Consider the following 23,634-nt stretch of genomic DNA (forward strand, 5'->3'; position numbering starts at 1 on the left):
ATGTTTCCCGCTTCGCGATGATGAGCCTGAAACGGACACGCGTCGCATTTCCGAAGGACCGAAGCAGGTTTGCTGTTGTGTTCGCAGATGTTATACCGTGAGGCTGTCTTATGGAAACTGCAGAAGGGCTTTGCGACGCGTCCGGATGCGGGACAGGGCCGTCCCCTCTCAATTCACTGTTTATTTCGATACTTCATATCGGGTCCGGCGATTTCTTTTTCTCCTGCGGTATCGTTACCATCGATGCAGGCGGGCCGTTTTCGCTATCAAGGCAGGAGTGCGGTCAAAAATTAATATGGATTCCAAAACGGTATGAACGGATCATCTGATTGCCTTGAATGGACTAAACCTTGATCGATTGGCGCTAACTCCGGGCCGACAGGAGACGCGATGTCTGAAACAAGCCGTGATACCGGAAAGACGTATCGTCAACGCCTGATATGGTTCGTTGCGTTGTGGCTGCTCGGCGTCGCCGGGGCGGCGCTCCTCGCGCTACCGTTCCATCTTCTCGTCGCCGCGGCAATGCACCGGTGACACTGCAGATCGACGCCGCTGGATCGAAGCCAGGCTGCGTGCCGATCATCCCGGGCAGTCGTCTGCGTTGATGTTCTCGCGACCCTTGCAGTTCTCGCGCGTCCGCGCGGAGTGGAAATATCGCCTGCTATCTGCGGACTAAGGGATTTCCCCAGGTCGCGATCACTAAGAAAAATTCAGTGAACCTGAATCGCCAGGCAGTCGGCTACAAATGATCGATATCTCGCGTGACATCGGCGCGCGTCTACAGACAGGCCACTGTTTCAAAAGGGAATTATTCCGATCTACCCAGATTTGCCGCGCCGCGAGATTCAGGTTCGAGACGAACAACACTCCCGCTGAGCAGCCCCTGGCGAAACAATCCCCGCGCCCCTTCTTGAATTTGTCACCGCCCGTCCATATAATTAGCACTCGCTGCACGAGAGTGCTAACAACATTTCCGGTTGGCCCTGCCAGCCGGGTTTTCTCAGCGTTCTTCAGTCTCAATCCAGAGAGGAGTATGTATGAACCTTCGTCCTTTGCATGATCGCGTGATCGTCAAGCGTCTTGACCAGGAAACCAAGACTGCGTCGGGCATCGTGATCCCCGAAGCCGCAGCGGAAAAGCCGGATCAAGGCGAAATCCTCGCAGTCGGCCCGGGCAAGCGTGACGACAAGGGTGCGCAGATCGCACTCGACGTGAAAGTGGGCGATCGCGTCCTGTTCGGCAAGTACGCTGGCCAGACCGTCAAGGTCGATGGCAACGAACTGCTGGTGATGCGTGAAGAAGACATCATGGCCGTGGTGCAGAAGTAAGCGAAAAATCGCTGAAATCCCGGCTATATCCCAGAGAATTCAAGGAGTTTGAAGATGGCAGCTAAAGACGTCGTATTCGGTGATTCCGCCCGTGCCAAGATGGTTGAAGGCGTGAACATCCTCGCGAACGCTGTGAAGGTCACGCTGGGTCCGAAGGGCCGCAACGTGGTCCTGGAACGCAGCTTCGGCGGCCCGACGGTCACGAAGGACGGTGTTTCGGTCGCAAAAGAGATCGAACTGAAAGACAAGCTCCAGAACATGGGCGCACAGATGGTCAAGGAAGTGGCTTCCCGGACCAGCGACAACGCAGGCGACGGCACGACGACGGCAACCGTTCTCGCGCAATCGATCGTTCGCGAAGGCATGAAGTACGTCGCATCGGGCATGAACCCGATGGACCTGAAGCGCGGTATCGACAAGGCTGTGACGGCCGCTATCGAAGAACTGCGCAAGATCAGCAAGCCGTGCACGACGAACAAGGAAATCGCCCAGGTTGGCGCGATCTCCGCGAACAGCGATTCGTCGATCGGTGACCGCATCGCTGAAGCGATGGACAAGGTCGGCAAGGAAGGCGTCATCACCGTCGAAGACGGCAAGTCGCTGCAAGACGAGCTGGACGTTGTCGAAGGCATGCAGTTCGACCGCGGCTACCTGTCGCCGTACTTCATCAACAACCCGGACAAGCAGGTCGCTGTGCTCGAAAACCCGTTCGTGCTGCTGCACGACAAGAAGGTTTCGAACATTCGTGACCTTCTCCCGGTGCTCGAGCAAGTCGCCAAGGCTGGCCGTCCGCTGCTGATCATCGCTGAAGACGTCGAAGGCGAAGCACTGGCAACGCTGGTGGTGAACAACATCCGTGGCATCCTGAAGACCGTTGCTGTGAAGGCTCCGGGCTTCGGCGACCGTCGCAAGGCCATGCTCGAGGACATCGCTATCCTGACGGGTGGCCAGGTCATCGCTGAAGAAACCGGCCTGACGCTCGAAAAGGCAACGCTGGCCGAACTGGGCCAGGCGAAGCGCATCGAAGTGGGCAAGGAAAACACGACGATCATCGACGGCGCTGGCGAAGGTGCAACGATCGAAGCACGCGTGAAGCAAGTGCGTATGCAGATCGAGGAAGCAACGTCGGACTACGACCGTGAAAAGCTGCAGGAACGCGTTGCCAAGCTGGCAGGCGGCGTTGCGGTGATCAAGGTTGGCGCTGCGACCGAAGTCGAAATGAAGGAAAAGAAGGCACGTGTCGAAGACGCACTGCACGCAACGCGCGCGGCTGTGGAAGAAGGCATCGTGGCAGGTGGCGGTGTTGCGCTGATCCGCGCTCGCACGGCTATCGCTGGTCTGAAGGGCGCTAACGCCGATCAGGACGCAGGTATCAAGATCGTGCTGCGCGCGATGGAAGAACCGCTGCGCCAGATCGTCACGAACGGCGGCGAAGAAGCCAGCGTCGTGGTGGCAGCAGTTGCAGCAGGCAAGGGCAACTACGGCTACAACGCAGCAACGGGCGAGTACGTCGACCTGGTCGACGCAGGTGTTGTGGACCCGACGAAGGTGACGCGCACGGCGCTGCAAAACGCAGCTTCGGTCGCCGGTCTCCTGCTGACGACGGACGCAGCTGTCTGCGAACTGCCGAAGGAAGATGCACCGATGGGCGGCGGTATGCCCGGCGGCATGGGCGGCATGGGCATGGACATGTAATTCCGGTTCCCGGGCCTTCGCGGCCCGGTCTGGAACACATGTGGGAAGCGCGTCGAAAGATGCGCGGCCCAAAAAGAAAACCCGCAGAAATGCGGGTTTTTTTCTGCGCGGACGGTTTGTTGTTTCATCAAACCGTCTCGCGCGGGGAAGAGCCGAAAAGCTCAGTGACGCGCTTCGTCCGGCGGCGCGCCCTTACCGCTTGCACGCGGCGTTTCTTCGTCTTCATTGCTGCGTGCCCAGAAGAAACGGTCGGGCATATACGCGCCCATGCCGGGACGAAACGCGGCGCGCGTCGCCTGATACAGGTACTCCTGCGCTTCGCGCACGGCTTCAGCTGGATCCTGACCATTGGCGAGCAACGCGGCGATCGCCGCGCCGAGCGTATCGGTCATGCCCATGATGCGGTTCGGGCCGCGATCCCACATATCCTGACGCAACTGGCCGTCTTCGCTGAAAAGCGTGTTGACCAGGCGATGCGTGCCCGTTTCCGCCGACAGGATGTACTCGCACCCCTGCGACAACAAATGGGAGATCGCTGCATCGAGGCTCGGTGCCTCGGCGTCGCCATCGGGTTGCGCGAGCGCGAGCAGGGTGGCGAAATCGGCGACGAGCAGCGTGGTTTGCGGTGCGAGTAGATCGGCGATGGCTTCGCGCAGTTCGTCGGCGGCGAGCACATGTTCGTCGTCGAGCGTGAAGTCGGGCGCGAGGATCAGCGGAATGTCGTCGTAGTCAGCAACCACTTCGGCGATGGCGCTCACCACTTCGGCACGCGTCGCCGCGCCGACCTTGAACGCGGCGATCGGCATGTCTTCGAGCAGCATCCGCGCCTGCGTGGCGACGACCTCGGGGTCGAGACCGGTGACCTCATCGCAGCTTGCCGAATCGCGTACGGTGTAACCGGTAAGTACGGAGACGCCGTGGCATCCCATGCTGGCCAGCGTCATCAGATCCGCCTGGATGCCGGAGCCGCCGGTCGGATCGGAGAGGCCGAAGGTGAGGACGATCGGAGGAGTGTCGCTGGGCATGAAAATCTTGCTGGATTGATCAAAAAGGGTGCCAGGCACGTGGCCCGGGGTTGCCCCAATTATGCGGCCTAATCTGATGCCAGGGCGTTTTTTCGAGCGCCAGTGCAAATTCATGCCCGGGTTGACCTGAATCACGCGCGGGCCTGGCCAGGATCGCTAGGCATGGGGGCAGCAACACGGTACCATCATGGTCCTGATTCAACCGACTTTTTAGACTTTTCGACGCGGCATAAGAATGGAATATCAAAGCTGGATGTGCCTGATCTGCGGCTGGATCTACGACGAAGAAGCCGGTTTGCCAGATGAAGGGATCGCGCCGGGAACCCGCTGGGCAGACGTCCCGATCAACTGGACCTGCCCGGAATGCGGCGCCCGCAAGGAAGACTTCGAGATGGTCCAGATCTGACCGGTTCGCCGGTCGGATACGTTGCGTGTGCCTGGGTTGTGCCTGTCGCTGCGTAATGCCTGAGGTATTCGCGGGCAATGGTGCGAGGCCGCTGCGCTCGTCGTTGCCGGCCGGGTATCGCATTGACGCGCCGGGACCGGCGTCGTTCTGGCTGTGTCGCAAGGGTAGTGCTCATCGTACCGTCTACGCGCCGACGCGCGACGCGCACCGCTGGACGCGCGTCACCTTCCGGAGCGCAGAGGGCCCACAGGTGTCTTCGTCGACTATCCATGTTCGCTAGCCACGCTACCACCGGTTCCTTCGAAGCCTTGCCTAATCCGCGCGGCGGCATCGTACGCAGTGCGGAATCCGCGCTTGCCGAAGCGCGGCTCGCGCTGGTGCAGCGCGAGGATCCCACTGCGCCGCTGCTCCAGGCTGCGCGCGCACTGCGCGAGGCGGGCTGGCTGGCGGCGCATCGCTTCGCCAATGCGCTTGCGCTGGCCTCTTCGATGGCGCAAGCCGACGCGCCCCACGACGACAGGAATCGCACCGCGCTGAGCGATGCGCTCGAAGTATTCCGCGAGGCCGTTGGCCGGCACAACCTGCGCGAGCTGTCGTGTTCGCCGGCGCTGTTCGCGCACTATCGCGCGCTTGGCCAGCAGATCGCCCAGCACACGCCCGGGTATGCCACGACGTTCGAAGATCTCGCGCTCGCTGCTCGACCCGTGCCGCCCGTTACGCTGCATGCCCAACCGGCCGGCACGCTGGCGCATCTGCGCGCCCGCTACGAACGCGCGCTGTTGCCCGTTCTGCGCGCGCATCCGCTTGAGGGTGCGCCGCCGCCGAATATTCACGGTGCGCTCGACGAACTCGATGCCTGTCTCGCCGAGGCTGCCGGCCCCGATCCATACGATTTCTGGCGTCTCGCCGCGGCGTGCGCCCGCGCGCTGCGCGCGGGCGGGAACGCCGCCGACGCGTCCGGTAGCGCCCGTCATTTCTACGCCCGCTGCAATCTTGTCTTCGCCGATCACGCGCGCGGCACGCCGCTCGCGCCGCGCTCGCTCGTACGGGCGACGCTCGCCACGCTCTGGCGCGACTACGCACTCTTCGGCGCCTCGGCCGAAGATGCCGGTCAGGTCGAACTGCTGCACGACTACGGCTTGACGGTCGACTGGCATGTGGCGGGCACGCAGGCGTCGGAGGCGCTGTGGGAGGCGGAAACCGCCCAGGCCGAATCAGCCGCCGTGCGTACCGCGCGTACCCGCGACCTCGGCGTGCTGACGGTGAACGCGCATGCGTATGAAGATTTCCTCCAGACCGCCGACGCCGCGATCGTCGCGTTATCCGACCATGCCCGGCAGGCCGACAATCCCGAGAAAGCCGACCCCAGCGCTGCGTTGCAGGCCGGCGACGCAGCGTATCGGCTCGGTTCGGCCGCCTGTGCGCTGGGTCTTGGCCACGTCGCGCTGCTGGCGGATGCGCTCGGGCTTGCGTGGCGGCGTCGCGCACATGCGGGCGTGACGACGCCGGCGGTGCGCTCGCACACGATCGTCGACGCCCCGGACGCCCGTTCGCTGGATCACGCCGCCGAGGCGTTGCGGGCGATGTTGCACAAGATAGCGGCAGGCGTCGCACCGGCCGACAGCAGCGCCGCGCTCGCCGCGCTCACGCGCGCGATCGAGCAGGGCGGCGCGCCCGACCCGGCGCGGGCCGGCGCGGCGTGAGCCGCAAAATGAAGCGCGGCGCAGGCGCGAACCCTGCTATATGACGGACGCGTGCCGTTAACAAGGGAACCGCGATGGAAACACCACGGAACCAGCGCAGACAGCACCGCGTGTAACAGCTGAACTGTCGGCCCATGAAACCTCGCGAGCCGGAACGCGGGTAGCCCGCGAAGTGCCTGACAGGCCGCCGCTCCACGCGTGATAAAGTGCAATATCCACGCCGTCGACGGAGCCCTGCGAACCGTGTCGCCCACGCGCCTTTTCCATGCGTTCCTGCGTACGCTCGAAGCCCGCCATTCCGCACCGTCTTTGCTAAAATTCGAACCATGTCCATGAGTACCGATCGCATCAACCTGACCAATCAGTTCCTGATTGCCATGCCGAGCATGGCGGATCCCACATTTTCAGGCACGGTGGTCTACCTGTGCGATCACAGTGAGCGCGGCGCGCTCGGCCTCGTCATCAACCGGCCGACCGATATCGACCTGGAAGCGCTCTTCAATCGCATCGATCTGAAGCTCGAGATCGAACCTCTGCTGCATGTTCCCGTGTACTTCGGCGGCCCGGTGCAAACCGAGCGCGGCTTCGTGCTGCACGATCCGAAAGACGGTACGCCGTACACGTCGTCGATGTCGGTGCCGGGCGGGCTTGAAATGACCACGTCGAAAGATGTGCTCGAAGCCGTCGCCAGCGGTACGGGGCCGGAGCGCTTCCTGCTTACGCTCGGCCATGCCGGCTGGGGCGCGGGGCAACTCGAGGAAGAAATCTCGAAGAACGGCTGGCTCACTGTCGAAGCCGATCCGAAGATCGTTTTCGACGTGCCCGCCGAAGAGCGGCTCGAAGCGGCGCTGTCGCTGCTTGGCATCAATCTGTCGATGCTTTCGGGCGAAGCAGGCCACGCATGAGCCTTTCAGGCGGACGTGAGGCAACGCTCCTTGCGTTCGACTATGGCGAAAAACGTATCGGTGTCGCCGTCGGCAATTTGCTGACGCGTCATGCGCGGGCGCTCGTCGTCGTGCAGAACCGCAGCCGTGAATACCGCTTCGAAGCCGTCGGCAAACTGATCGGCGAATGGAAGCCCGATGCGCTCGTCGTCGGCCTGCCGATGCATCCCGATGGCACGCCACATGAAATGACGCAGCTCGCCAAACGCTTCGGCAACCAGCTGAATGGGCGCTTCAATCTGCCGGTCACCTGGGTCGACGAACGCTATTCGTCGGTCGAGGCGAAGGCGGAGATCCGTGCCGGCAACGGCCGCGCCGACATGCTCGACGCCGAAGCCGCCAGCATCATCCTCCAGCAATATCTAGACGGACTACCCGACGATCATGAGTTCCATTGACGCCGAGGCGCTGTATCGCGCCGTCCTCGAACAGATTCGCGCGGCATATGGCGCGGCGATCACGACACCCGCAGGCGCCGAAGGCAGCATCGTGCTCGCCGGCATCTACAGCGGCGGCGCGTGGCTCGCCGAACGGCTCGCCCGCGACCTGAAGATGGCGAGTTTTGGTGTCGTCAACGTGGCGCTTCATCGCGACGACTACGCGAAGCGCGGTCTGCACGCGCAGGCGAGCCCGACTTCGCTGCCGTTCGATGTGGACGGCAGCAGGATCGTGCTCGTCGATGACGTGCTCGGCACCGGCCGCACGGTACGCGCCGCGTTGAACGAGCTGTACGACTATGGACGTCCGGCTTCGATGGAACTGGCGGTGCTCGCCGATCGTGGCGGGCGCGAGTTGCCGATTGCCGCGCGCTTTACCGGCGGCACGGTCGACGTGCCGGCCGATGCGACGCTTGTCCTGGCACGCAGCGAAGGCGACGACCCGACGTTCACGTTTCACACGGAAGCGCGCGCCGACTGAGCGGGCGAACCGGATGCGGATCGCCGCGGCTTTCTCCGGCGGCCGCGCGCGCTGCCAGGCAAGCGGCGAGCGCCAACGCACACATTCCAGCACACGTTTTAACGCAGCAGGTACACGATGAACACCGCGACCCCAGGTTCCACCGACAGCAGCGCCGCCGCGGACCGGTTCCGCTTCGGCTTTCTGAAGGACAACCCGCAGCTCACCAAAAACGGCGAGCTCAAACATCTGCTGACGATCGAAGGCTTGCCGAAGTCGATCGTCAATCACATTCTCGACACGGCCGAGCAGTTCGTCAGCGTGACGGATCGCGAGGTGAAGAAGGTGCCGCTGTTGCGCGGCAAGTCGGTGTTCAATCTCTTCTTCGAGAATTCGACCCGCACGCGCACGACGTTCGAGATCGCCGCGAAGCGTCTTTCCGCGGACGTGATCAACCTGAACATCAACGCGTCGTCGACGAGCAAGGGCGAGTCGCTGCTCGACACGATCAACAACCTCTCCGCGATGCACGCCGACATGTTTGTCGTGCGTCACGCGTCGAGCGGCGCGCCGTACCTGATCGCCGAGCACTGCGCGCCGCACGTGCATGTGATCAACGCAGGCGACGGACGTCACGCGCACCCGACCCAGGGTCTGCTCGACATGTACACGATCCGTCACTACAAGAAGGATTTCACGAACCTGCGTGTGGCGATCGTCGGAGACATCCTGCATTCGCGGGTCGCGCGTTCTGACATTCATGCGCTCACCACGCTCGGCGTGCCGGAAGTGCGCGCCATCGGCCCGCGCACGCTGCTGCCGGGCGGGCTGGAACAGATGGGCGTGCGCGTGTTCCACAACCTCGACGAAGGGTTGAAGGACGTCGACGTGATCATCATGCTGCGTCTGCAGAACGAGCGGATGAGCGGCGCGCTGCTGCCTTCGGCGCAGGAGTACTTCAAGAGCTGGGGGCTGACGCCCGAACGTCTTGCGCTCGCGAAGCCCGATGCGATCGTGATGCACCCCGGCCCGATGAACCGCGGCGTCGAAATCGATTCGCAGGTGGCGGATGGTCCGCAGTCGGTGATCCTGAATCAGGTGACGTTCGGTATCGCGGTGCGCATGGCGGTGATGGGCATTGTCGCCGGCAATCACGGCTGAAATGCGACGACCGAACTTCTTGCGCGAACACGCGGCACGCAACGAAACGCAGAAAAAAGGCAGCAAATGAAGATTCATATCCAGGGTGGCACGCTGATCGATTCGGTAGCGGGCACCGAACAGCGGCAGGACATCTACATCGAAGCCGGCAAGATCGTCGCCCTTGGCAACGCGCCTGCGGATTTTCATGCGACGAAGACGATCGATGCCAAAGGGCTGTCGATCGCGCCGGGTCTGGTCGATCTGTCGGCGCGTCTGCGCGAGCCGGGGTTCGAGCACAAGGCGACGCTCGAATCCGAGATGGCCGCGGCGCTCGCGGGCGGCGTGACGAGTCTCGTGTGCCCGCCCGATACCGATCCGACGCTCGATGAACCGGGTCTCGTCGAGATGCTCAAGTTTCGCGCGCTCAAGCTCAACCAGGCGCATGTGTATCCGCTCGGCGCGCTGACCGTCGGCCTGAAGGGCACGACGATCACCGAAATGGTCGAGCTGACGGAAGCCGGTTGTATCGGCTTTTCGCAGGCCGATGTGCCGGTGATCGATACGCAGGTTCTGCTGCGCGCGCTGCAATACGCGAGCACGTACGACTACACCGTGTGGCTGCGTCCGCAGGATGCGTATCTCGCGAAGGGTGGCGTGGCGGCGAGCGGCGCGCTGGCTTCGCGGCTCGGCTTGTCGGGTGTGCCGGTTTCCGCCGAGACGATCGCGCTGCATACGATTTTCGAACTCGTCCGCGTGACGGGTGCGCGCGTGCATCTTTCGCATGTGTCGTCGGCGGCCGGCGTCGCGCTCATGCGTGCGGCGAAGGCCGAAGGGCTTCCGGTGACGTGCGACGTGACCGTGAACCACGTGCATCTGATCGACGTCGATATCGGCTACTTCGATGCGCAGTACCGGCTCGACCCGCCGCTGCGCCAGCAGCGCGATCGCGAAGCGATCCGCGCGGGCCTCGTCGATGGCACGATCGATGCGATCTGCTCCGACCACACGCCCGTCGACGACGACGAAAAACTGCTGCCGTTCGCCGAAGCCACGCCGGGAGCGACCGGACTCGAACTCTTTCTGTCGCTGACGGTGAAGTGGGCGAGCGAAGCGAATGTGCCGCTGGCGAAGGCGTTGAACCGCATTACGTCGTCGCCGGCTGACGTGCTGAAGCTGCCTGCCGGGCGCGTCGCCGTGGGCGCCGTGGCCGACCTGTGCGTGTTCGATGCGAACGGGCACTGGCGCGTCGAGCCGCGTGCGCTGAAGAGCCAGGGGCACAACACGCCATTCCTCGGCTACGAACTGCCGGCGCGCGTGCGCGCGACGATCGTCGCGGGTCATCTCGCGTTCGAACAGCGTTGATGCGTGATTGACAGAACATCGATACAGGAACGGAAAGCGTCGAACATGAAGCTCGCGTTTCGCAAGACACGACTGGTTGCGCATCTGTTGCACGGCATGTGGACGGTTGCGACGCGTTTTCCGCGCGCATCCGCCGGTGAGCGGCTCGAACTCAACCGCGCGTGGTCGCTGAAGATGCTGCGGCTGTGCGGCATGCACCTCGTCGTGCATAACGACGAGGCGCGGCTCGATGCGGGCGCGCTTGTCGTGGCGAACCACGTTTCGTGGATCGATATCTACGTGATCAACGCATGGCGACCGACGCCGTTTGTGTCGAAGGCCGAGATTCGCAACTGGCCGGTGGTGGGGTGGCTGGCCGAGCAGCTTGGCACCGTGTTTATCCAGCGCGAGAAACGCAGCGACGCGAGACGGATCGTGCATGAACTGGCTGAACGGCTGGGCGCGGGCGAACTGGTGTGCGTGTTTCCCGAGGGCACGACGTCCGATGGTCTCGCGCTGCTGCCGTTTCATGCGAACCTGTTTCAGGCGGCGGTGTCGGCTTCTTGCCCTGTGCAGCCGGTGTGTCTCATGTATGAGGATGCGCAGGGGCGGCAGTCGACGACGCCTGCGTATATCGACGATCTCACGCTCAGCGATTCGTTGAATGCGATGCTGAAAGGCGGTCCGCTGACCGCGCATGTTTATGTCGGGGCGCCGCTGGCTTCGGGGGCTGACAGGCGGTCGCTGGCGGCGGAAGCGGAGGCGGTGGTGGGGCGGGCGTTGAGGGGGATGCAGGGTGTTGGGCAGACCGCAAAAGGCGTGAAATTCCCAGACCGCGAAGCAGTGAATTTTTGATGAATTTCGTTAAGCTATAGTTTTGCTGGGCGACGAGACTGCAAGAGGGTGTTCAGGGCATATTTAAATCCTTGGAAATGGAGATTCGATGACGAGCGCTGTCGTAACCGGGGTGTCGGGTCAGGATGGTGCCTACCTTTCCCAATTGTTACTGGAAAAAGGCTATACCGTCTACGGATCGTACAGACGGACCAGTTCTGTCAATTTCTGGCGGATGGAAGAACTGGGGGTGCTGGGTCATCCGAATCTGCATCTGATCGAACACGACCTGACAGATCCAGGTTCGACATTTCGCCTCGTCGAAAAGGCCAAGCCGCGTGAGATCTACAACCTGGCTGCGCAAAGCTTCGTGGGCGTGTCGTTTGATCAACCCGTCACAACGGCGGAAATCACGGGCCTCGGCGCCGTCAATCTGCTAGAGGCCATCCGCGTACTCGATCAGTCCATCCGGTTCTATCAGGCATCGACCTCCGAGATGTTTGGCAAGGTGCAGGCTGTGCCGCAAACGGAGTCCACGCCGTTCTATCCGAGAAGTCCATATGGCGTGGCCAAGCTCTACGCTCACTGGATGACCGTGAACTACCGCGAGTCGTACGGAATATTTGGGGCCAGTGGCATCCTCTTCAATCATGAATCACCGCTGCGAGGCCGTGAGTTCGTGACGCGCAAGATTACCGATTCGGTCGCGAAGATAAAACTCGGCAAGCTCGACGTACTTGAACTGGGCAACCTCGACGCGAAGCGGGATTGGGGATTCGCGAAAGAGTACGTCGACGGGATGTGGCGGATGCTGCAGGCCGACCAGCCTGATACGTTCGTGCTGGCCACGAACAGGACACAGACCGTGCGGGATTTTGTCACCATGTCCTTCAAAGGCGCGGGAATGGACATTGAATGGCGAGGTCGAGCCGAACAGGAAGTGGGCATCGAGCCCGACAGTGGGCGAGTCCTTGTGCGGGTGAACCCGAAATTCTATCGACCGGCGGAAGTCGATCTTTTGATTGGGGATGCGTCCAAGGCGGCCTCCACACTTGGCTGGAAACCGGACACGTCCCTCGAGACCCTTTGCGAAATGATGGTCGATGCAGATATCAGGAGAAACAAGGTTGGATCTTCATTCTGAGCGGCCGATCCGCACGCTGGTTACAGGAGCGAGCGGATTCACCGGTTCATATCTGGTCGGGAACCTGGCTGCGGCCGGCCACGCGATCGCGGACGCCGCGCCGCCGGCGGCGGGCGAACAGCCGGGGGCGTCCGGGCTCGATATTGTGTCGATCGAGGAGTGCCGCAGGGTAATCGACGCGGTCCGTCCGGATTACATCGTGCATCTGGCCGCGATCAGCTTTGTCGGCCACGACGATGCACTCGCGTTCTATCGCGTCAACGTGCTGGGTACGCTCAATCTGCTGCAGGCCTGCGCGGAAGTCGGCCATACCCCGCGTAAGGTGCTGGTCGCGAGCAGCGCGAATGTCTACGGCAACGTCGCGAGCGACGTCATCGACGAGACGTTTCCCCTGGCGCCCGTCAATCACTATGCGGCGAGCAAGGCCGCGATGGAATCGCTGGTTCGAACGTGGTTCGACCGGTTGCCGATTCTGATTACGCGGCCGTTCAATTACACCGGGCGGGGCCAGTCGCCGAACTTCCTGGTGCCGAAGATCGTCGATCATTTCGCGCGACGTGAGACGTCGATATCGCTTGGGAATCTGGATGTCGCGCGAGATTTTTCCGACGTGCGATATGTGGCGCGGGTTTATCAGGCGTTGCTGGAATCGGAAGCTGTTGGTGAGACGGTGAACGTTTGCACGGGGCAGCCGTATACGTTGAAGCAGATCCTCGATATGGCGGCAGGGTTGACAGGCCACCAGCTGGAGGTCCGGGTGGACCCCGCTTTCGTGCGGCAGAGCGACGTCAAGGTACTCGCCGGGTCGCCAGCGAAGCTGCGCTCGCTCGTACCGGACGTCGAGCCGCTCGACTTCCGGGATACGGTGAGATGGATGTTAGACGCGTGATGCCGGTTAGTTACCTGTCCCGCGACACCCCGAGCAGTCCACCTGCGTGACGACGCGGCCCGCGGGATCGCTGGTCAGGCGTATTGCCGAAAGCTGGTTACCCCAGACGCAGCCCGAGTCGAGCCCGATCACGTTATCGCGGACCATCAGGCCAAGCGCTGCCCAGTGGCCGAAAACGACAGTCGTGCTGGCCGATTGTCGCGAGGGCACGTCGAACCAGGGCATGTAACCCGGCGGCGCGGAATTCACTCCGCCGCTCGACGTGAAGTCCATCGAACCTTCCGCGTTGCAAAAACGCATCCGTGTGAGGGCGGTGCACGTCAGACGTAGCCGGTCGATTCCTTTCAGACCCGGTTTCCATCGATTCGGCTCGTTGCCGTACAGGCCCGCGAGCGTTTCCTTCCAGGTCGGCGCACGCAGCGCGCGTTCCAGTTCGCCGGCCATTTCCATCGTGAATGCAGCGTCCCATTGCGGCGGCACGCCCGCATGGACGAGCAGCATGTTGTTCTCGAAGTGCGCGATCGGACGGTGACGCACCCATTCCAGCAGGTCTTCGGCGTCCGGAGCGGCGAGGATTTCGTCGATCGTATCGCCTTTCTTCGCGTTACGGATGCCCGCCGAAACCGACAGCAGATGCAGGTCGTGATTGCCGAGGACTGCGATCGCGCGATCGCCCATCGCGACGAGATCACGCAACGTGGCGAGCGATTCCGGGCCGCGGTTGACGATGTCGCCGGCAAACCACAGTGGCGTGTCGTCGGAAGGGGCGGCTTTCGCCAGGAGTTGCTGGAACTGGGTGCGGCAGCCCTGAAGGTCGCCGAAGGCAAGCGGGGCAGGAGCGTTGGACATGTTTATCGTAAGTCAGGGGTGCGGTGAGGCGTCCGAACCCGATTGAAGACCGGCTCATAGACCATGATGAACGGTCATTATTAACCAGTCTCAGCCTTTATGGGCAGGAACTCCGGCGCAATCCGCCCTCCGGAGGATTTTCTTGCGACCAGCGCCCTGATTGAATGTGAACATTGTCAAGCTGTTTCAAGTTGTTAGGGTTCTAGTTTTTGCTACTGGTCGCTTTATAATCTCGTATTCATAAAAATCAGTGACCGAGCGTCTGATTAGCGCCTGAATGATGTGGCGCCGGGCGTTCACAGGAATCACTCACCGCAATACGGGGTGGCGGGGTCGACATATCGGGGCGTATTCGTCACGCATTCTTGAAAGGAATCCCATGATCCTGGTAACGGGCGGCGCCGGTTTTATCGGTGCCAATTTCGTGCTTGACTGGCTGAATGGTTCGGACGAGCCGGTTCTGAATGTGGACAAGCTCACGTACGCCGGCAACTTGGGGACGTTGAAGTCGCAACAGGACAGTCCGAAGCACATTTTCGTGCGCGCCGATATCTGTGATCGCGCCGCGCTCGATACCCTGCTGGCGGAACACAAGCCGCGCGCCGTGCTGCACTTCGCGGCCGAAAGCCACGTTGATCGTTCGATTCATGGTCCGGCGGATTTCGTGCAGACGAACGTGGTCGGCACTTTTACGTTGCTCGAAGCGGTGCGTAGCTATTGGAACGCGTTGGGCGACACTGAGAAGACGGCTTTTCGCTTTCTGCATGTGTCCACCGATGAGGTATTCGGGTCCCTGTCCGCCACGGATCCGCAGTTTTCGGAAGCCACACCTTATGCACCGAACAGCCCGTATTCCGCGACGAAGGCAGGTTCCGACCATCTGGTGCGCGCATATCACCACACGTACGGCTTGCCGGTACTGACGACGAACTGCTCGAACAACTACGGTCCGTATCAGTTTCCCGAGAAGCTGATCCCGTTGATGATTGCAAACGCGCTGGCGGGAAAAGCGCTGCCGGTTTACGGCGATGGACAGAACGTGCGCGACTGGCTGTATGTTGGCGACCACTGCAGCGCGATTCGCGAAGTACTCGCGCTCGGCACACCGGGCGAGACGTACAACATTGGCGGCTGGAACGAGAAGAAGAACCTCGATGTTGTAAACACGCTGTGCGATCTGCTCGACCGCCTGAAGCCGAAGGCGGGCGGCACGTATCGCGACCAGATCACGTATGTGACGGATCGCCCAGGTCACGATCGCCGGTATGCGATCGACGCGCGCAAGCTCGAGCGTGAACTCGGATGGAAGCCGGCCGAGACGTTCGAAACGGGTCTTGCAAAGACGGTCCAGTGGTACCTTGACAATCAGGCATGGGCGGACGAAGTGGCTTCCGGTGAGTACCGGAAGTGGGTCGAGACCAACTACGCGCAACGCGCGTAAGAGAGCAACGATGGCACGCAAAGGCATCATTCTCGCGGGCGGGTCCGGTACACGGCTCTATCCGATCACGCACGTCGTGTCGAAGCAGCTTCTGCCTGTGTACGACAAACCGATGATCTACTACCCGCTGTCGACGCTGATGATTGCGGGAATCCGCGATGTGCTGATCATCTCGACGCCGCAGGACACGCCGCGCTTCGAAGCGATGCTCGGCGATGGTAGTCAGTGGGGAATGAATATTCAGTACGCTGTTCAACCGTCGCCGGATGGGCTGGCGCAGGCGTTTCTGATCGGGCGTCAGTTCATCAGCAACGACCCGTCTGCACTGATTCTTGGCGATAACATCTTCTACGGTCACGATCTCGCGAAACATCTCGAACGGGCAAGCGCCGGAACGTCGGGTGCGACCGTGTTCGCGTATCACGTGAATGACCCCGAGCGCTACGGCGTTGTGGAATTTGATAAGCAATTCCGCGCGGTCTCGATCGAGGAAAAGCCCGCCAAGCCGAGGTCCAACTATGCAGTGACGGGCTTATACTTCTACGACAACCAAGTATGCGACATCGCCACGGACATCAAGCCGTCCATGCGCGGTGAACTCGAAATTACCGATGTCAATTCGCGTTACATGGAGATGTCGGCACTCAACGTCGAAATCATGGGGCGCGGCTATGCCTGGCTCGATACAGGTACGCACGACTCATTGATCGAAGCAGCAACGTTCATTGCGACGCTGCAAAAGCGCCAGGGGCTGGTTGTCGCGTGTCCCGAAGAAATTGCGTTTCGCCAGAATTGGATCGGCGCGGAACAGGTCGTGAGTCTCGCTAAGCCGTTAGCGAAAAACGGTTACGGCGAATATTTACTCAAGTTACTTTCGGATCCTAGTGTATGAAAATCACCGTCAATCCGACTTCGCTGCACGAAGTAAAAATCATCGAACCCAAGGTGTTTGGGGACGCGCGCGGCTACTTTTTTGAGAGCTTCAATGCGCGGGAGTTCAGTGAGGCAGTGGGTGAGGCGGTGAAGTTTGTGCAGGACAATCATTCGCTATCGGTCAAAGGCGTGTTGCGCGGATTACATTTTCAAGTCAAGCATCCGCAGGCGAAACTTGTGCGCGTAGTCTCGGGAGAAGTATTTGATGTGGCTGTCGATATTCGGACTGATTCCCCGAACTTTGGTAAATGGGTGGGCGAGCGCTTGAGCGCAGAAAACAAGCGGCAAATGTGGATTCCGACAGGGTTCGCACATGGCTTTGCCGTGTTGTCGGAAACGGCGGAGTTTTTGTATAAGACAACGGATTATTGGTTTGCTGAACACGAGCGATGTTTGCTTTGGAATGATCCCAACATTGGGATTGAGTGGCCAATTCAGAGCGAACCGATATTGGCGGCGAAAGATGCGGCTGGTCGGCCACTCAGCGAGTTGAGCATTGACTGACAAGGCGGTTCGAAATCCATTTCTCGTTTTTTGGATTGACCAATGACCACATCACCTGACCGAACGCTTCTCGTCACGGGCTCAACAGGCCAAGTTGGCTTCGAACTGGTACGCAGCCTTCAGGGCCTGGGTCGAATCGTTGCGCCGCACCGACACGAACTCGATCTAACAAACCCTGATGACATACGACGTGTGGTGCGAATGACGAAGCCCGCACTGATCATTAACGCGGCAGCCTACACTGCCGTCGATTTGGCCGAGGATGAGGAAGGCGCCGCTCAACGCATCAATGGCGATGCTCCTGAGATTCTTGCGGAAGAAGCTCGACAAGTGAATGCTGTACTGATCCATTTTTCGACCGACTATGTGTTCGACGGTACAAAGTCGTCACCCTATGTCGAGACAGACGCTCCCAATCCGCAAAATGTGTATGGACGTAGCAAGCTTGCTGGCGAAGAAGCCATTGTGGCAAGCAGGTGTGCTCACTTGATTCTCAGAACGAGTTGGGTTTATGGGACGCGCGGCAAGAATTTTCTGCTGACAATGCAGCGGCTCGGAGCGCAACAACGCGAACTACGCGTAGTGGCTGACCAGACCGGGGCGCCCACATGGTCCCGGGCGATTGCAGTTGCAACCACGCATATCGTATCGCAAGGAATTGCGTCCAGTGCTCGAAACCACGAGTGGTGGGATGAGAGGTCGGGTATCTATCACCTGACATCACGCGGTGCGACTTCGTGGGCAGGATTCGCTGAGGCGATTTTCGACGCGGAGCAACGTGAATTTCGTCCGGGTGTGATTCCGATATTGAGTTCTGAATACCCGACGCGGGCGCAGCGGCCCGCCAATTCGATCTTGTCGAATAAAAAAATATCATCGATTTTTGGTCTAAACATGGAGAACTGGCAGGACGCCCTACGACTTTGTCTAGAGATATCCTGAGCGTAGGAGCGGGCCGTGTTCTCACGAGACAGGTGACCGATTGGCGCTGTACAATTCTCGCTCAATTGAACGGCGTTAGCGATCCTGTTGAGGCTGTGATAACTCCCGTAGGGTTGAGCAAGCTCATAAGTGCTCGAGAACCCAATTGCCGCATCTTGGCTCTACGCGATGCTCGTGCGCCATTTGGTCGTTCGTTTGAATGCGTATTTTGTGCTTCGCGATATCAGATTCGACATTTCGTTTGCTCACCGAACCAACTGGTTGGTCGGCGAAGCGACTTCACAAGGCTGTTTTCCGTTTTGCGTACTTGTAGATGTTGTATCGACCTCGGCGTCGAGTGGGGCCCCCACCGTATTCGCGACCACGTGCGTCGCCACCAGATGGTGCTGGACGGTTATTCCATCTATATTTTTGTGAGCGCGGCGCGGTTCTTGCATGCGAGACGGTCCCTTCTTTCCCATGATAACCGGGGGTGAAGATGAGTGCGCTTGAGTTTTATCCACTTCAGCGGCACCATCACGCATGGATACTCCGGAGCCGTAGAGGATGAAATCTTGTGCAATTGTCGATGAACGATCTTGGGGCGTGACGCGCGGAGCCCGCGTCACGGGAGTGGGTTCCCAAGACACAGATCACGATGAGTCGGGTACCAAAACTCGTCGTCGGCCACAAATTGTCCGGATGTGTGGAGCATGCCTGGCTTGAGCGTGGCATTGGTGACCGTCGGTTTCTCGTTGGCCGGAGTAGGTGGGAATGACGGGCAATGAAGTCGTACAGTGTTCCGGGGCAGGATGCACTGCTTCGGTTTTAAGCTGATTTGCTGAATAAAGGTAGTTTTCCTCCTTAGTCTTGACATCTGTTGATCATGTCAGCCTTGAAGAGGCAACGACAATTTTGGACGCGCAATGAAAGTAATGGTATTTGGTGTAACTGGGATGCTAGGAAATGCGGTATTCCGCGTTTTATCTGCGAACCCTGACCTGATCGTTTTTGGTACGACTCGCAGGGAAATTTCGCGGCAGCATCCCCTTAGCGCTCTTTCCGGCCGAATCATCGCCGGCGTTGACGTTGAGCATCATGATTCCCTCGTGCGGGCATTTGCGACCGTACAACCTGATGTCGTCGTAAACTGCATCGGTCTGGTCAAGCAGCTGGCCGATGCTAACGATCCCTTGCAGGCAGTTCCCATCAATACGCTGTTACCTCATCGCCTTGCCGCATTGTGTAAAGCTACCGAATCACGCCTTATCCACATTAGTACGGACTGTGTCTTTTCCGGTGCACAAGGCAATTATCTAGAAACGGATTTTCCGGATGCGAATGATCTCTATGGTCGTTCCAAGTTTTTGGGTGAAGTGGACTATCCGCACGCCATTACTCTGCGTACCTCGATTATCGGCCATGAATTGACGGGTCAGCGGAGTCTTCTGAACTGGTTTCTTGCTCAGACAGGCACGGTGAAAGGTTTTGCTCGTGCGGTTTTTTCGGGTTTACCAACGGTAGAACTGGCCGGCGCGATACGGGACTTCGTATTACCACGCCCAGAACTCTGCGGTCTTTATCATATTTCTTCCGATCCCATCAATAAATACGAATTGTTGCGGCAGATTGCTAATGTGTATGGCAAAACTATCCAGATTGATCCTGTCGAGGATTTCGTTATTGATCGTTCGCTGAACTCGGATCGTTTCAAGGAAGCTACAGGTTACTTACCTCCTGCTTGGCCTGTCCTTGTTGAACGCATGCACGCATTCAAATAGTCGATGGATATTAAAGTGAGCGCCGGAAAAACCCAATGCTTGCAGGGCAACTCTCAAGAAATACCATATTGCTGTGTTTTTCCCCGAGATCAAGCGATTTAGCCTTTCTAGCTAAGAGGAGATGGGAAAATATGTTGAATCTCGGAGCTGCAAGATCTCACTCCTTCTTATTGGGCTCGAAAACACTGTTGGGTGATTTTAAAAGGATCCTCAAAAGTGATTATGATTCCACCCACAATCGACGTCGGATGCCTTGACGTGCCTTTGTCAAAGGCACGATGATGAATCTGGATAACCGCCGTATGTATATGTAGGCGGACGCAGATCGTAAGACGTCAGAAGGCGGATATTCAAGTTAAATTATACTCAGGAATAGTTTTATGCTTAAGGTAATGACCATTGTCGGTACGCGGCCTGAACTTATCAAAATGTCTCGTGTTATTGCGGAATTTGATGAGTATACCCAGCACGTGTTGGTCCATACTGGTCAGAATTTCGATTATGAGTTGAATCAAGTATTTTTTGATGATCTCGGAATCCGCCGCCCTGACCATTTTTTGGGTGCCGTTGGCGACAGTGCAGCTCAGACCATCGCACGAGTAATCGAAAAGGCCGACGCGGTACTTGCAGAGGAGCGGCCAGATGCCCTCCTGTTGTACGGAGATACCAATTCATGTCTTTCAGTCATTTCGGCAAAACGTCGAAAAATTCCTGTTTTCCATATGGAGGCGGGAAATCGTTGTTTCGATCAGCGAGTGCCGGAAGAACTTAACCGCAAGGTGCTCGATCATCTCAGCGACATGAATCTGGTACTTACCGAACATGCTCGCCGCTATTTATTGGCAGAGGGGATACCCGCCGATAGAATTATCAAGACCGGCTCGCATATGCAGGAAGTACTCCAGTATTACATGCCGAAAATTGCTAAATCGGACATTTTGGAACGATTGAGGTTAAAGGTTGGCGGATATTTTTTGCTGAGTACTCACCGCGAAGAAAATGTTGATTCGCCGAGTAATTTGCAGGATTTACTGGACACTCTTCAGGCTCTGGTAAAGAAGTACGACATTCCAGTTATCGTATCCACCCATCCGCGCACACGTCAGCGCCTGGAGGCGCTTGGCGTGGGAGGGGTAGATGCTAGAATTCAGTTTCTCAAGCCTTTCGGGTTTTTTGACTATGTCAAATTACAAATGGAAGCGCTCTGCGTGCTGTCCGACAGCGGGACGATCACCGAGGAGGCCTCGTTGTTGAATTTGCCGGCGATTACCATTCGAAATGCGCACGAACGTCCCGAAGGAATGGACGAGGGAACGCTGATCATGAGTGGACTAAAAACCGATCGAGTGCTCGACGCAGTGAGCGTAGTGATGCGACAGCGTCGTGTAGACGGAAGGCCGATCAAACTGGTTTCCGACTACGCCGGCGGTGAGGTTTCACAGAAAATTCTCCGTGTCGTATTGAGCTATGTGGATTTTGTTAACAGAGTAGTGTGGTCCAAATGAACCCACATCAAGCCTATAAGACAAACCTATTTGAAATATACGCCAGTTTTGTCAGAAATCGAAAGTTAATTTTTCACATGGCGAAGAGGGAGGTTTTGGGGCGTTATCGGGGCTCGGTGATGGGTCTTGCCTGGTCATTTTTTAATCCTCTGTTGATGCTTGCTGTTTATACGTTTTTCTTTTCATACGTATTTAAAAGTCGCTGGGGCTCGGGAAATGAATCCGGGCGCGCTAATTTTGCAATTGTGCTATTTGTTGGATTGATCATTCACAATTTCTTTTCGGAGTGCGTTAATCGCGCTCCGACGCTAATTAATAGCAATGTAAGCTATGTAAAGAGAGTTGTTTTTCCACTGGAAATATTTCCTTGGATTGCGGCTGGCTCGGCTATCTTTCATGCATTAATTAGTGTCTTCGTTTTGTTACTGCTTCAGTTGATTATTTCCGGTGGGCTGTATTGGACAGTTTTACTGTTTCCAATCGTAGTGGCGCCGTTCATTTTGATCACATTGGGATTTGCATGGTTCCTGGCGGCAACTGGGGTGTTTGTTAGAGATGTTAGTCAGACAACCGGCTTGATTACATCTGTTCTTCTGTTTGTTTCACCAGTGTTTTTCCCCGCCTCGGCGTTGCCGGCAAAGGTGCGACCTTTCGTTATGTTAAATCCTCTCACACTCATTATTGAAGAGTCTCGGAAAGTATTGTTATTTGGTCAAACTCCGAATTGGGAAGGACTGGGTGTTTATCTATTCGTGAGTATGATATTCGCATGGGCTGGTTTTTGGTGGTTTCAGAAGATGCGCCGGGGGTTCGCCGATGTTCTCTGAAGATATTGCGATCCAAGTGGATAATTTGGGGAAATGCTATGAGATCTACGAGCGACCGCAGGATCGTCTCAGACAGTCTATTATGCCTAAGCTTCACGCGCTCGTTGGTCGCGCTCCCAAGGCTTATTACCGGGAGTTTTGGGCGCTTAAGGATGTGTCTTTTGAAGTAGGCAGAGGAGAAACAATTGGTATTATTGGACGCAATGGCTCGGGAAAATCGACACTGCTCCAAATAATCTGCGGCACTTTGGCACCAACGACAGGACGAGTGGAAACGCGCGGCCGTGTGGCTGCGTTGTTGGAGTTGGGGGCGGGCTTTAATCCGGAGTTTACCGGGCGCGAGAACGTCTACATGAACGCGACTGTTCTCGGATTACAGCATGAGGAAATTGATGCTCGCTTTGACGATATAGCGGCGTTTGCCGATATCGGTGATTTCATAGAACAGCCGGTTAAACACTATTCCAGCGGGATGTATGCTCGGTTAGCTTTTGCAGTTGCCATCAGTGTCGATCCTGATATTTTGGTTGTGGATGAGGCGCTTTCGGTCGGCGACGAACCTTTCCAGCGGAAATGTTTCGCTCGAATCAATAAGATCAAGAGCGATGGAGGGACAATTTTATTCGTTTCTCATTCTGGCGGCACAATTATCAATTTATGTGATCGGGCTATTTTACTGAATCGGGGTGAGCGACTATTTACAGGTGTCCCCAAGCGAGCCGTATTTTTTTCCCAAAAATTGGGTAATCTTCCGACTCCGGCTACAACGCATCTAATCGAAGAAATCCGTAGGGAAGACGTCGATGGTTATACGCTACTGCCCAATAAACCGGAATCAGCGATAACTGACGCAAATATCGATGTTCGGTCAAAGACGGCGGACCATGAGATCAAACCTTTTCTGGATGCCAGTTTCGTTTCAGAAACTTTCTCCGCGTATAAGGCGGTGGGCGCGCGCATAGAACAGCCTAGTTTGTGCACTTCGTCTGGCGAAAAGGTTAATCACATTTTGCAGGGAGGAAATTACAAACTAACCTGCACAGCCCACTTCGAAGAGGATTGCTATGGAGTCCGCTTTTTTGCTCTGATTCGCACCACGGCAGGCGTTGATTTGGCCGGCTGTGCACATCCCCTACAGGGAGAGCCTGGCATTGATGTAGCGGCGGGCACCATACTGAATCTTGATTTTGAGTTCACGTGCTTGCTCACTCCTGCAACCTATTTCTGTAACTTTGCAATTCAGGGTATCGATGGATCGTTGCACCATCGTATTGTTGATGCAATTGTATTTAGAGTTATTCCAGATGAACCTAGTGCGGCAACCGCCCTAGTTGATTTGGGATTTCAATTGCGAACGATTCAGCTTTGAAAATTAAATTTGAATTTGGATAACGCTGTTTTTTTGCTGTGCCGCCAAAAAAGGGGGGCTTTTGAAGCGGTGAATTAAATTTCGTGATTTTAAGTAATGTATCTTCATTGAAAAAGCGATACGGCACCGGTTTTGAAGCATTGTGACTGCAGGAT

At 58.0% G+C, this 23,634-nt stretch carries 23 protein-coding genes; 21 read left to right on the top strand and 2 right to left on the bottom strand.

Annotated features, from left to right (window positions below; genetic code table 11):
• Nucleotides 1-390: 390 nt before the first annotated feature.
• The 3 genes from LPA37_RS15975 to groL all read left to right on the top strand — a co-directional run bounded on the left by LPA37_RS15975 (nt 391) and on the right by groL (nt 3,023).
• Nucleotides 391-534, top strand: coding sequence for a hypothetical protein (locus LPA37_RS15975; protein WP_229013067.1), 144 nt, complete (start codon nt 391-393; stop codon nt 532-534).
• A gap of 503 nt (nt 535-1,037) precedes the next feature.
• Nucleotides 1,038-1,328, top strand: coding sequence for a co-chaperone GroES (groES, locus tag LPA37_RS15980; RefSeq protein ID WP_007178996.1), 291 nt, complete (start codon nt 1,038-1,040; stop codon nt 1,326-1,328).
• A 54-nt stretch (nt 1,329-1,382) separates the two neighbouring features.
• Nucleotides 1,383-3,023, top strand: coding sequence for a chaperonin GroEL (groL, locus tag LPA37_RS15985; protein ID WP_229013068.1), 1,641 nt, complete (start codon nt 1,383-1,385; stop codon nt 3,021-3,023).
• A 161-nt stretch (nt 3,024-3,184) separates the two neighbouring features.
• Here the strand turns inward: groL and LPA37_RS15990 are convergent, their stop codons facing one another.
• Nucleotides 3,185-4,048, bottom strand: a complete 864-nt coding sequence (locus LPA37_RS15990) for a hydroxymethylpyrimidine/phosphomethylpyrimidine kinase (protein ID WP_228973603.1) — start codon at nt 4,046-4,048, stop codon at nt 3,185-3,187.
• Between the two features lie 235 nt (nt 4,049-4,283).
• On the opposite strand from LPA37_RS15990, the gene LPA37_RS15995 reads away from it, so the two are divergent.
• From LPA37_RS15995 to LPA37_RS16040, 10 genes are all read left to right on the top strand, one after another.
• A complete protein-coding gene (locus LPA37_RS15995; protein WP_013338354.1) occupies nt 4,284-4,454 on the top strand; it encodes a rubredoxin in 171 nt (56 codons plus the stop codon).
• A 269-nt stretch (nt 4,455-4,723) separates the two neighbouring features.
• Nucleotides 4,724-6,157, top strand: a complete 1,434-nt coding sequence (locus tag LPA37_RS16000) for a hypothetical protein (protein ID WP_229013069.1) — start codon at nt 4,724-4,726, stop codon at nt 6,155-6,157.
• Between the two features lie 326 nt (nt 6,158-6,483).
• The gene (locus LPA37_RS16005; protein WP_090532060.1) at nt 6,484-7,062 is read left to right on the top strand and encodes a YqgE/AlgH family protein; all 579 of its coding nucleotides are present in this window, start codon (nt 6,484-6,486) and stop codon (nt 7,060-7,062) included.
• The gene (ruvX, locus tag LPA37_RS16010) at nt 7,059-7,499 is read left to right on the top strand and encodes a Holliday junction resolvase RuvX (RefSeq protein WP_228973606.1); all 441 of its coding nucleotides are present in this window, start codon (nt 7,059-7,061) and stop codon (nt 7,497-7,499) included. The genes LPA37_RS16005 and ruvX overlap by 4 nt, the downstream gene beginning before the upstream one ends.
• Nucleotides 7,486-8,019 (top strand): bifunctional pyr operon transcriptional regulator/uracil phosphoribosyltransferase PyrR, encoded by a 534-nt coding sequence (gene pyrR / locus LPA37_RS16015; RefSeq protein ID WP_229013070.1) that lies wholly within the window; start codon nt 7,486-7,488, stop codon nt 8,017-8,019. The genes ruvX and pyrR overlap by 14 nt, the downstream gene beginning before the upstream one ends.
• A 117-nt stretch (nt 8,020-8,136) precedes the next feature.
• Complete coding sequence (locus LPA37_RS16020; RefSeq protein ID WP_229013071.1) at nt 8,137-9,159, top strand: aspartate carbamoyltransferase catalytic subunit; 1,023 nt, start codon at nt 8,137-8,139, stop codon at nt 9,157-9,159.
• 66 nt (nt 9,160-9,225) lie between these two features.
• A complete protein-coding gene (locus LPA37_RS16025; RefSeq protein WP_229013072.1) occupies nt 9,226-10,503 on the top strand; it encodes a dihydroorotase in 1,278 nt (425 codons plus the stop codon).
• A gap of 45 nt (nt 10,504-10,548) precedes the next feature.
• Nucleotides 10,549-11,337 (top strand): lysophospholipid acyltransferase family protein, encoded by a 789-nt coding sequence (locus LPA37_RS16030; protein ID WP_229013073.1) that lies wholly within the window; start codon nt 10,549-10,551, stop codon nt 11,335-11,337.
• A gap of 88 nt (nt 11,338-11,425) precedes the next feature.
• The gene (gmd, locus tag LPA37_RS16035) at nt 11,426-12,460 is read left to right on the top strand and encodes a GDP-mannose 4,6-dehydratase (RefSeq protein WP_229013074.1); all 1,035 of its coding nucleotides are present in this window, start codon (nt 11,426-11,428) and stop codon (nt 12,458-12,460) included.
• Complete coding sequence (locus tag LPA37_RS16040) at nt 12,444-13,349, top strand: GDP-mannose 4,6-dehydratase (protein WP_407672538.1); 906 nt, start codon at nt 12,444-12,446, stop codon at nt 13,347-13,349. Before gmd ends, LPA37_RS16040 begins: the two co-directional genes overlap by 17 nt.
• A gap of 6 nt (nt 13,350-13,355) precedes the next feature.
• On the opposite strand, the gene LPA37_RS16045 is transcribed toward LPA37_RS16040, so the two are convergent.
• Nucleotides 13,356-14,198 carry a symmetrical bis(5'-nucleosyl)-tetraphosphatase gene (locus tag LPA37_RS16045; protein ID WP_229013076.1) on the bottom strand — a complete coding sequence of 281 codons (843 nt, stop codon included), beginning with the start codon at nt 14,196-14,198 and terminating at the stop codon, nt 13,356-13,358.
• Between the two features lie 379 nt (nt 14,199-14,577).
• On the opposite strand from LPA37_RS16045, the gene rfbB reads away from it, so the two are divergent.
• The 8 genes from rfbB (at nt 14,578) to LPA37_RS16085 (ending at nt 23,479) form a co-directional block, all read left to right on the top strand.
• Nucleotides 14,578-15,639 (top strand): dTDP-glucose 4,6-dehydratase, encoded by a 1,062-nt coding sequence (gene rfbB, locus LPA37_RS16050; RefSeq protein WP_229013077.1) that lies wholly within the window; start codon nt 14,578-14,580, stop codon nt 15,637-15,639.
• A 10-nt stretch (nt 15,640-15,649) separates the two neighbouring features.
• Complete coding sequence (gene rfbA, locus LPA37_RS16055; protein WP_229013078.1) at nt 15,650-16,531, top strand: glucose-1-phosphate thymidylyltransferase RfbA; 882 nt, start codon at nt 15,650-15,652, stop codon at nt 16,529-16,531.
• Nucleotides 16,528-17,076, top strand: coding sequence for a dTDP-4-dehydrorhamnose 3,5-epimerase (gene rfbC, locus LPA37_RS16060; RefSeq protein WP_229013079.1), 549 nt, complete (start codon nt 16,528-16,530; stop codon nt 17,074-17,076). The genes rfbA and rfbC overlap by 4 nt, the downstream gene beginning before the upstream one ends.
• Before the next feature lie 42 nt (nt 17,077-17,118).
• Nucleotides 17,119-18,018 (top strand): dTDP-4-dehydrorhamnose reductase, encoded by a 900-nt coding sequence (gene rfbD, locus LPA37_RS16065; protein ID WP_229013080.1) that lies wholly within the window; start codon nt 17,119-17,121, stop codon nt 18,016-18,018.
• A 905-nt stretch (nt 18,019-18,923) separates the two neighbouring features.
• Entirely contained in the window at nt 18,924-19,778 is an 855-nt protein-coding gene (locus LPA37_RS16070) for a dTDP-4-dehydrorhamnose reductase family protein (RefSeq protein ID WP_229013081.1), read from the top strand.
• Nucleotides 19,779-20,158: 380 nt separating this feature from the next.
• Nucleotides 20,159-21,283: a non-hydrolyzing UDP-N-acetylglucosamine 2-epimerase gene (gene wecB / locus LPA37_RS16075; protein ID WP_229013082.1), complete on the top strand. Its 1,125-nt coding sequence runs from the start codon at nt 20,159-20,161 to the stop codon at nt 21,281-21,283.
• Nucleotides 21,280-22,110 carry an ABC transporter permease gene (locus LPA37_RS16080; protein ID WP_229013083.1) on the top strand — a complete coding sequence of 277 codons (831 nt, stop codon included), beginning with the start codon at nt 21,280-21,282 and terminating at the stop codon, nt 22,108-22,110. Before wecB ends, LPA37_RS16080 begins: the two co-directional genes overlap by 4 nt.
• Complete coding sequence (locus LPA37_RS16085; RefSeq protein ID WP_229013084.1) at nt 22,100-23,479, top strand: ABC transporter ATP-binding protein; 1,380 nt, start codon at nt 22,100-22,102, stop codon at nt 23,477-23,479. Before LPA37_RS16080 ends, LPA37_RS16085 begins: the two co-directional genes overlap by 11 nt.
• Nucleotides 23,480-23,634: the final 155 nt, after the last annotated feature.

Source organism: Paraburkholderia gardini (assembly GCF_907164545.1).
Lineage (GTDB): Bacteria > Pseudomonadota > Gammaproteobacteria > Burkholderiales > Burkholderiaceae > Paraburkholderia > Paraburkholderia gardini.